Genomic DNA, 7,114 nt, shown 5'->3' on the forward strand with positions numbered 1-7,114 from the left:
GGTAACAAGACCGGCATTTTCGCATAACTTAGGCTGCTAATGACTTAATCGACTTCACGAATATCGACACGCAGCTCTTTCGGCACTTCGAAAACAATGTTTTCTTCACGGCCTTCCAGCGGAATGGCTTCACCACCGCCCAGCTGCTGCAAACGTGCCACCACATTCTGCACCAGAATATCCGGAGCCGATGCGCCCGCAGTCACGCCGACGCATTTAACCTCTTTCACCCACTCTTCCTGGATATCTTTCGCATCGTCAATCAAAAACGCGCGTTTGCCCATACGCTGGGCCAGCTCCGCCAGACGGTTGGAGTTGGAGGAGTTTTTCGAACCGACCACCAACACAACTTCCGCCTGTTCTGCCAGGGCGCGTACCGCTTCCTGACGGTTAGTCGTGGCGTAGCAGATGTCATCTTTGCGCGGACCGACAATTTTCGGGAAGCGTTTACGCAGCGCGTCGATCACATCAGACGTGTCATCCACCGACAGCGTGGTCTGGGTCATAAAGGAGAGCTTCTCTTCGTTTTTGACCGTCAGTTTCCACACATCATCCGGCGATTCGACCAGATACATTCCCCCTTCCGGGTTACTGTACTGGCCCATTGTCCCTTCCACTTCCGGGTGCCCGGCGTGACCGATGAGAATAGATTCTTCGCCACGGCGACTGGCGCGGGCGACTTCCATATGCACTTTGGTCACCAGCGGACAGGTCGCGTCAAATACCGTCAAATCGCGACTTTTTGCTTCGTTACGTACCGCCTGAGAAACACCGTGTGCGGAGAAAATCAGGATCGCGCCGTCCGGTACTTCGCTAATCTGCTCAATAAAGATAGCCCCACGCTCACGCAAGCTATCGACCACATAGCGGTTATGTACCACTTCGTGACGGACATATATCGGTGCGCCGTAAATGGCCAGCGCGTTTTCAACAATGCTGATAGCGCGGTCTACCCCGGCACAAAAACCACGCGGGTTGGCCAACAGGATCTGCATGTTACGCCTCCAGTGCCGGATCGATTTCCAGCACTTCAATATCAAAATGAACGGTCTGCCCGGCCAGCGGATGGTTGAAATCAACGGTAATGGAGTCGCCGTTAATTTCGCGGATCACGCCAGGCATCTCACTGCCATCCATTGCGGTAAAAAGCATAATTGCGCCAATTTCTGGCTCGCCTGCATCCATAAATTCACGGCGGGAGAAGTACTGAATCAGGTCCGGTGACGGCACGCCAAACGCCGCATCGGGCTCCAGCGAGAAGGTGGTTTTATCGCCCACTTTCAGCCCCAACAGGTGTTGCTCCAGCCCTTCAGAAAGAGAAGCATCACCCAGGCGGAACAGCGCCGGTTTACCGTTGTTGCGGGTAGACTCAGCGGTGGTGCCATCATCGAGTTTCAGCGTGAAGTGCACCAGGACGGCGCTATTGCTCTGTACAGATTCAGACATGCAGGTTTGCTCTTATATTTTGAGGATTTTTGCCGGATGCGGCCTACGATTTCGCAGCAATCTGTAGGCCTTATCCGGCAGGGTTTATTATTGTTTTTTCGCTTTAGAAGGCAAAAAACCTTCCAGCACAATCAGTGCCGCACCGACACAAATGGCAGTATCGGCAAGGTTGAAGGTGGCGAAGTGCCAGTCGCCGACGTAGAAGTCGATCATATCGACAACGAAGCCGTGCCACAGGCGGTCGAACAGGTTGCCCAGCGCGCCGCCAATAATCAGCGCATAAGCGATATTGTTTAGCTTCTGCGTGGCCTTCGAGCGATACATCATCACTGCCAGGATCACGCTAATACCAATCGCAATACCGGCAAAGAACCAACGCTGCCAGCCGCCGCTATCGGCAAGGAAACTAAACGCCGCGCCATAGTTACGCGCATAATGCAGATTAAGCGACGGGAACAGCGGGACCGTATCCCCCAGAGCAAAGTTCTGGAGGATCAGGTATTTGCTGCCCAGATCGATAATCAGCACGACTACCACCAGCCACAGCCAGCGTAGCCCTGTTGAACAGATCGATTGACTCATCAGGCAAACTTACGTTTTTCACCGTCACCGGCGACGTTGCTGACACAGCGGCCGCAGATTTCTGCGTGTTCCGCCACCTTGCCGACATCCTGGGTGTAGTGCCAGCAGCGTGGGCACTTCTCACCTTCGGCTTTACTCAACGCGACTTTCAGCCCTTTGAGTACTTCGCTCTGCTGAGCATCAGCAGGTGCGTCATTATAGTCTGCAACGGTAGCGCCGGAGGTCAACAGGACAAATCGTAATTCATCGCCCAGCGCGGTCAGTTTCGCCGCCAGTTCCGGTTCTGCATACAAGGTTACTGCCGCTTCCAGCGAGCCACCCACTTTCTTATCGGCACGCGCTTGCTCAATGACTTTGTTCACTTCGCCACGCACTTTCAACAGCTCGTCCCAGAACGCATCGTTCATCGCTTCACTGTCTGCCAGACCAAACAGGCCTTCGTACCACTCACCGGTAAAGACGTATTTTTCACGTTCGCCCGGCAGATAGCCCCACACTTCATCAGCGGTGAAGGAGAGGATTGGTGCCATCCAGCGCACCAGCGCTTCAGCGATGTGATACAGCGCAGTCTGGCAGCTACGACGCGCCACGCTGTCCGCTTTGGCGGTGTACTGACGGTCTTTGATGATGTCGAGGTAGAAGGAACCCATCTCAACGGAGCAGAAGCGCATCAGACGCTGTACCACTTCGTGGAAATCGTATGCTTCGTACGCCTTGAGGATGTCTTCCTGTGCCGCTTTCGCACAACCTACGGCCCAGCGATCCAGTACCACCATCTCTTCCGGTTTCACCATATCTTTTGCTGGATCAAAACCGTTCAGGTTTGCCAGCAGGAAGCGCGCGGTGTTACGGATACGACGATAGCTATCGGCAGCACGTTTCAGGATCTCGTCAGAAACGGCCATTTCACCGGTGTAGTCGGTTGATGCCACCCACAGACGCAGAATATCCGCGCCCAGTTTGTTCATCACATCCTGCGGCGAAACGGTATTGCCGATGGATTTAGACATCTTGCGACCCTGACCATCCACGGTAAAGCCGTGGGTCAGTACCTGACGATACGGCGCTTTGCCTTTCATCGCGGTGGAGATCATTAGGGAAGACATGAACCAACCACGGTGCTGGTCAGAACCTTCCAGATACATGTCCGCTGCGTGACCGGCAAATTCCGGACGCACGTCAACAACAGAAGAGTGGGTAGATCCGGAGTCAAACCATACATCCAATGTGTCCGGCACTTTCACGTACTGATCAGCTTCATCGCCGAGGATCTCTTTCGCATCAAGATCCCACCACGCCTGGATGCCGTCAACTTCAACGCGTTTTGCCACTTCTTCCATTAGTTCGAGAGTACGCGGATGCAGCTCTTCCGTGTCTTTGTGCACGAACAGTGACATCGGTACGCCCCAGGTGCGCTGACGGGAGATACACCAGTCAGGACGGTTAGCAACCATCGACTCGATACGCGCCTGGCCCCAGTCCGGGATCCACTGCACGCCTTTGATCTCTTTCAGTGACTGCGCACGCAGACCTTTCTGATCCATGCTGACGAACCACTGCGGCGTCGCGCGGAAGATGATCGGCGTTTTGTGACGCCAGCAGCACGGATAGCTGTGCTGCATTTTCTCAACGTGCAGCAGCGCGCCTTTTTCCTGCAGCAGCGCAACGACGATGTCGTTCGCTTTGAAGACGTTCACGCCATCCAGCGTCGGATAAGTGCCCGGCAGATAAGTGCCGTCCGGGCCAACCGGGTTAGCGGTTTCCAGGCCGTATTTCTGACCGATCACATAGTCGTCCGGGCCGTGGCCAGGCGCGGTGTGAACGGCACCGGTACCGGCATCCAGGGTAACGTGATCGCCGAGGATTGCCGGAACGTCGAAGCCCATAAACGGATGGGTAAAGCGCAGCAACTCAAGCTCCGCACCTTTTACCGTGCCGAGAATGGTGTAATCGGTCACGCCGATACGCTGCATTACGCTTTCAACCAGATCTTTCGCCAGAATCACGGCCTGACCGTCGATCTGCACCAGCGCATAGTCGAAATCAGGTGCAATAGAGATTGCGCGGTTCGCAGGCAGAGTCCACGGCGTAGTGGTCCAGATCACCAGCGAGATTGGGCCGTTAACGTTGCTTACGGCAAATTTTGCTTTCAGTGCATCCTGATCGACCGCCTGAAAAGCAACGTCGATGGACGGAGAAGTTTTGTCGTAATACTCAACTTCCGCTTCCGCCAGCGCAGAACGGCAGTCAACGCACCAGTGAACTGGCTTCGCGCCTTTGTGCAGGTGACCGTTGCCGATGATTTTGCCCAGCGCGCGGATGATGTTGGCTTCAGTTTTGAAGTCCATGGTCAGGTACGGGTGCGACCAGTCGCCCAGCACGCCCAGACGGATAAAGTCTTTGCGTTGACCGTCAACCTGGGTCGCCGCGTATTCGCGGCACTTGGCGCGGAACTCGGCGGCGGTGAATTTCTCACCCGGCTTACCGTATTCTTGCTCTACTTTCAGCTCGATCGGCAGACCGTGGCAGTCCCAGCCAGGCACATACGGCGAGTCATAACCGGAAAGCCCTTTGGACTTCACGATAATGTCTTTCAGAATCTTGTTAACCGAGTGACCAATATGAATGCTGCCATTCGCATAAGGAGGGCCATCATGCAGAATGAAGGTTTTTTTGCCTTTTTTAGCCGCACGGATGATGCCGTACAGATCATCATCAGTCCAACGCGCCAGCATTCCCGGTTCGCGCTTGGCGAGATCGCCACGCATCGGGAACCCTGTTTCCGGCAAATTCAGGGTTGATTTATAGTCACTCATCAGATTCTCGGTTCCGTGTTTCGGTTTGATTACATAACAGGCTTAAGCCGGTTTTGTTAGCCCAAAAAATTCGCGGGCGGTTAATTCATCACGCGCAATCTGCGCTTTCAGTTCGTCCAGCGACGCAAATCGCTGCTCATTGCGTATTTTTTTACGCAGCACTACTTGTATATGGCGACCGTAAAGGTCCATTGCAACATCTAACAAATGCACTTCCAGCTGCTGGCGAATACCGGCAACCGTTGGGCGTGTTCCAATGTTTGCCACGCCGGGTAACGGCTTTTCACCGAGGCCCAGCACTTCTACCGCATAAACCCCTTTCACCGGGGAAACCTGACGGCGTAGCGGTACATTCGCCGTCGGGAAACCTATAGTGCGCCCTAATTCATCACCGTGGACTACACGCCCGGAGATGGCAAACGGGTGCCCCAGTAAACTTTCTGCCAGAGCCAGATTGTCATCCGCCAGCGCCTGACGCACAGCGGTGCTGCTGATACGCACGCCACCTTCGCAAAAAGTTTGCGTACTGGTGATATCGAAGCCGTATTCCATGCCAGCTTTCTGTAATAACAAGAAATCGCCTTCACGACCAGCGCCAAAGCGGAAATCATCACCTACGGCAAGAAATTTTACGCGCAAATGCTTCACCAGAAGATCGCTGATGAAATTTTGCGCGGTTAACGCCGCGAAACGCCTGTCGAAACGCACGCACAGCACGTAATCAACGCCACACTCTGCAAGGTAACGCAGTTTTTCCCGCAGCCGGGTCAGCCGTGCCGGGGCTTTATCGGTAGCAAACAGTTCCAGTGGTTGAGGTTCAAAAAGCATCACCATCACCGGTAAGTTGCGCTTGCGCCCTTCTTCCTGCAAGCCCTGTAACAGCGCGCGATGACCGCGATGCACGCCGTCGAAATTACCAATAGTCAGCACACACCCTTCTTGCGGGACCTGGCTGAGATTATGTATGCCGCGTATCAGCTTCATGTCTGGCTCAAAACAGTGAAAATCGTCCGAGTATACCTTGTACAGCGGTCAAGGTTAACCGGCGATTGAGTACCGAAATCAGAAAGAAGTGGCTTTTCATTGCCATGGCGCAAATCACGGGAAGAAAGTGACCGCCTGCTGCAATTTTTATCGCGGAAAAGCTGTATTCACACCCCGCAAGCTGGTAGAATCCTGCGCCATCACTACGTAACGAGTGCCGGCACATTAACGGCGCTTATTTGCACAAATCCATTGACAAAAGAAGGCTAAAAGGGCATATTCCTCGGCCTTTGAATTGTCCATATAGAACACATTTGGGAGTTGGACCTTGGCTAATATCAAATCAGCTAAGAAGCGCGCCATTCAGTCTGAAAAGGCTCGTAAGCACAACGCAAGCCGTCGCTCTATGATGCGTACTTTCATCAAGAAAGTATACGCAGCTATCGAAGCTGGCGACAAAGCTGCTGCACAGAAAGCATTTAACGAAATGCAACCGATCGTGGACCGTCAGGCTGCTAAAGGTCTGATCCACAAAAACAAAGCTGCACGTCATAAGGCTAACCTGACTGCACAGATCAACAAACTGGCTTAATCGCCAATTTGCTGAAGCTTTGTGAAAAAGCCCGCGCAAGCGGGTTTTTTTATGCCAGCTGCTTTTATGATGCGTGAGAGAACACACTACCGGTTGCCAGATAGTCAAAAGATGCTGGCTTTTGCAGACATGCCGTTACACTTTCTGAACTCTTCGTGGCTTAAGAATCGTAGAACCATCGGCTGATACATTCTGAACAAGAATATCTACTCAATCTCCAGACTCCCCTACAAAGAATGTGGATATTGTGATACACATTGAGGTATTAAACTTAAGACCACTCTATTTTTGAGTTAAATTCCTATACACTTTAACCATTCATAAATATCTCCTTATTAGATCTTGTAAATAATTAACAACAATCAACACAGGTTAAATACCTATTTATATTCTACTTCATAAAATTAATGAGCTATTTTTGATATTAGTCACATTCACTCATAAATTAAATTAATAAAAATTCATCAACTTCAAGGACTGATAATGACAAATGGTATCTCAACTTCGCCACATTGTCTTTATAAATCAAATATAGTAGATGATGTAATAATAAATAAAACAAGACAAAATGAGTTAGTAAAAGTATTTTGCGAGTATAAAATAGAGTTCTTAATTTTGTTTGATGACTTTTTTAGAAGCCATAACTTGCCTAAACCATCTCCAGTCCTTCATCATTTTTTTCAATATACTCATC

At 51.7% G+C, this 7,114-nt stretch carries 7 protein-coding genes and 1 pseudogene; 2 read left to right on the forward strand and 6 right to left on the reverse strand.

The features are described 5' to 3' along the window. Positions 1–44 precede the first annotated feature (44 nt). The 6 genes from ispH to E0D98_RS02080 all read right to left on the reverse strand — a co-directional run bounded on the left by ispH (position 45) and on the right by E0D98_RS02080 (position 6,054). Positions 45–995, reverse strand: coding sequence for a 4-hydroxy-3-methylbut-2-enyl diphosphate reductase (gene ispH, locus E0D98_RS02055; RefSeq protein WP_001166395.1), 951 nt, complete (start codon positions 993–995; stop codon positions 45–47). A gap of 1 nt (position 996) precedes the next feature. After that, complete coding sequence (gene fkpB / locus E0D98_RS02060) at positions 997–1,446, reverse strand: FKBP-type peptidyl-prolyl cis-trans isomerase (protein WP_000004655.1); 450 nt, start codon at positions 1,444–1,446, stop codon at positions 997–999. An 87-nt stretch (positions 1,447–1,533) separates the two neighbouring features. Beyond that, positions 1,534–2,028: a signal peptidase II gene (gene lspA / locus E0D98_RS02065; protein WP_000083369.1), complete on the reverse strand. Its 495-nt coding sequence runs from the start codon at positions 2,026–2,028 to the stop codon at positions 1,534–1,536. Next, entirely contained in the window at positions 2,028–4,844 is a 2,817-nt protein-coding gene (gene ileS / locus E0D98_RS02070; protein WP_001286856.1) for an isoleucine--tRNA ligase, read from the reverse strand. The genes lspA and ileS overlap by 1 nt, the downstream gene beginning before the upstream one ends. A 42-nt stretch (positions 4,845–4,886) precedes the next feature. Further along, positions 4,887–5,828, reverse strand: coding sequence for a bifunctional riboflavin kinase/FAD synthetase (gene ribF / locus E0D98_RS02075; protein WP_114481343.1), 942 nt, complete (start codon positions 5,826–5,828; stop codon positions 4,887–4,889). Positions 5,829–5,835: 7 nt separating this feature from the next. After that, on the reverse strand, positions 5,836–6,054 hold the full coding sequence (locus E0D98_RS02080) for a DUF2575 family protein (protein ID WP_001295417.1): 219 nt from the start codon (positions 6,052–6,054) through the stop codon (positions 5,836–5,838). Between the two features lie 102 nt (positions 6,055–6,156). On the opposite strand from E0D98_RS02080, the gene rpsT reads away from it, so the two are divergent. Both rpsT and E0D98_RS02090 read left to right on the forward strand, forming a co-directional pair. Then, positions 6,157–6,420 (forward strand): 30S ribosomal protein S20, encoded by a 264-nt coding sequence (rpsT, locus tag E0D98_RS02085; RefSeq protein ID WP_001274021.1) that lies wholly within the window; start codon positions 6,157–6,159, stop codon positions 6,418–6,420. 483 nt (positions 6,421–6,903) lie between these two features. After that, positions 6,904–7,114: pseudogene (locus E0D98_RS02090) on the forward strand (pentapeptide repeat-containing protein); the annotation flags it as partial.

It is taken from the genome of Escherichia sp. KCJ4928 (assembly GCF_004352695.1).
Taxonomy (GTDB): Bacteria; Pseudomonadota; Gammaproteobacteria; order Enterobacterales; family Enterobacteriaceae; genus ECMA0423.